Origin of the sequence: Alistipes sp. (genome assembly GCF_048465635.1) — a bacterium.
Taxonomy (GTDB): Bacteria; Bacteroidota; Bacteroidia; order Bacteroidales; family Rikenellaceae; genus Alistipes.
Map to the genome: position 1 here is coordinate 1 of NZ_DBFWLF010000015.1, position 1,991 is coordinate 1,991.

The following is a 1,991-nucleotide window of genomic DNA, read 5'->3' on the forward strand; positions in this document are numbered from 1 at the left end:
ACAAGCTCGCCCGTAGCCGGATCGACCACCTCGGCCACACGTCCGAGGTTACCCGTCTTTTTCAGGTTCTCCTGATCTTCGGGAGTGAACTTGACGTTCAGGTACTCGTCGAGGTTCGGTTCCTTACGGATCGGGTGCGGCACGAGCGATACCGTGCCGTCGGGGTTCTCCCGCAGCGACAGACGCGCCTGCATCGGAACGCGGATGCCTCCGAAATCGGGGTTGCACTCGATTAGCTGCGACTTGCCGTAATGACGCATCCGCTCCAGATCGCCCGACTGCTCCAACGCCGTGAGGTCGATACCCCAACGCTCGGCGACCTCCGCCCGGTCGAGGCGGTCGGTGTCGATAGGCTTATACCTCTTGTTGTCCTGTTCCTCGGCGGGTATTGGCTCCGGTTGTTGTGTTTGCTCCTCGCTCGCCTGTTCGGTTTGCTGTGCTTCTTCTTTCGGCTGCGGTGTTTGGTCGGGGGCGGCTTGTTGCTCCGCCTCCTGCGCCTGCTGCTGGGCGGCCTGCTCGTACTTGGTCGTATCGACCTTGTGCGGGGCAAGCAAATCCTTGTTCTGCTCCGGGTTTTTCAGCAGCTCTTTCAGTACCTCCATCACCTTGTCCGCACCCTCTGCCGCGACGCGGTAGAAGCCGAAGCGTTTCGGCTCCTTGCATTGGCGGTAGAAGTTGGCGAAAAAGTTATCCAGCGCATCGCCGTGGCGGTCGAAATGCAGGAAATCCTGCGCGTGTTCCGCTTTGGCGGGTTTCATGTTCGGCGTGCCGTCGCGCTTCAACCCCGCGACCACGCCGATCTCGCCCGTCTGCTCGTCCCGGACGATCAGAACGTCTTGTTCTTTCTTTTTTTGTTCCATACTTTATTGTTGTTAATAGGTTTGCATCTGCCTGATGCCCTGCGAATTTAAGGATAGGAGCAGCCGCTCCGACCGTTGCCGCTTGCCGTGGCAGCTTGTGGCGTCCATTTGGCAGCGTTTGGCGTTCAACTCCCTTTCTTCTCGACCTTGCGGCAGCCCTTGAACTCGTCGAAATGATTTTTCAGGAAGTCCTCGACGTCCGATTCCTTGTAATAGATTTTATGCCACAGCATTTGGTAGCGCAGCGTCCCCGAACTGCGGTAGCGTTGCAGCGACCGTTTGCTCGCTTGCAGCAGTTGGCACAAGTCCTGATTGTCCAACAGCCGCTCGCCGTCCAGATACTTCACCTCCTTGACCTCCTTGCCCGCAAGCGAGGCCAGCATTCGCTCGTGGCGGTCGAAGCGTTCCATGATCTTCGACATCCACAACTCGAAAGTGTCCGTTTCCAACAGTCCCATACGCTTAACGTTTAGAGGTTCCGCTGGTGCGCAGCAGGTAATTTCGTTTGAAATCTTCCAGCCGTTGCGGGTTGCAGTCGATAACAGATTCCTCGATCAGCCGCTCCACTTCTGAGAGGCGGTAGCGGCACGCACCGCGAAAAATCGCGTATCCGAGGCGTTTGCTCTCCCGAAGCCGTTGCAGCGTGCGGCGGCTGATGCCCAGCAGCGACATGACCTGCTCCTTGTTCAACCACACATCCGGCGTGTCTTTCTTTTTCTCCCGCTCGCTATCCCGGACGTAACCTGCGATGCGGTCTATCTTTTCCACCAGCTCCTTATAAGCGGTACTTTCCATCGTGATGATTTCCATAACACTTGCTTTTTGTTTCTGCGGCAAAGGTGCTGCTTTGCGTCGGGCTGCTTTCCATAGTCGGTAGCGACATAGGAAAGATTTTCAGCAGATTAAGGTGATGCGCCGAAGCCAGAGAGTGCCAAACCAACGCCACAAGCTGCCACAAAACCGCAAAAGGCAGCGCGAGGGACGGGATTGGCTACATTTGTCCCCAAACTCTAAAAATCTGTCGAATGGAAATAGTTATTATCGAAAAGAAAACCTTTGAGGCATTGCTCTCCGGAGTGGAAACGCTGACCGGAAAAGTCGATGCCTTGTGCCGCCGTTGCAGCGACAAGC

General features: G+C 56.3%; 3 protein-coding genes and 1 pseudogene. 1 reads left to right on the forward strand and 3 read right to left on the reverse strand.

Features of this window, described 5'->3' with window-relative positions:
- The 3 genes from ACMO9O_RS05780 to ACMO9O_RS05790 all read right to left on the reverse strand — a co-directional run.
- The coding region (locus ACMO9O_RS05780; protein ID WP_418982784.1) for a DUF4099 domain-containing protein at window positions 1-860 on the reverse strand (860 nt) is incomplete at its 3' end.
- A gap of 125 nt (window positions 861-985) precedes the next feature.
- On the reverse strand, window positions 986-1,318 hold the full coding sequence (locus tag ACMO9O_RS05785) for a helix-turn-helix domain-containing protein (protein WP_175636704.1): 333 nt from the start codon (window positions 1,316-1,318) through the stop codon (window positions 986-988).
- Between the two features lie 4 nt (window positions 1,319-1,322).
- Window positions 1,323-1,670: a helix-turn-helix domain-containing protein gene (locus tag ACMO9O_RS05790; RefSeq protein ID WP_418982786.1), complete on the reverse strand. Its 348-nt coding sequence runs from the start codon at window positions 1,668-1,670 to the stop codon at window positions 1,323-1,325.
- A gap of 215 nt (window positions 1,671-1,885) precedes the next feature.
- Here ACMO9O_RS05790 and ACMO9O_RS05795 point away from each other — a divergent pair.
- A pseudogene (locus ACMO9O_RS05795) lies at window positions 1,886-1,991 on the forward strand (DNA-binding protein); the annotation flags it as partial.

What these genes read in the sequence shown, in the direction of transcription:
- ACMO9O_RS05785 (WP_175636704.1), bottom strand. Translation starts at nt 1,318, where the DNA reads ATGGGACTGTTGGAAACGGACACTTTCGAGTTGTGGATGTCGAAGATC.
- ACMO9O_RS05790 (WP_418982786.1), bottom strand. Translation starts at nt 1,670, where the DNA reads ATGGAAATCATCACGATGGAAAGTACCGCTTATAAGGAGCTGGTGGAA.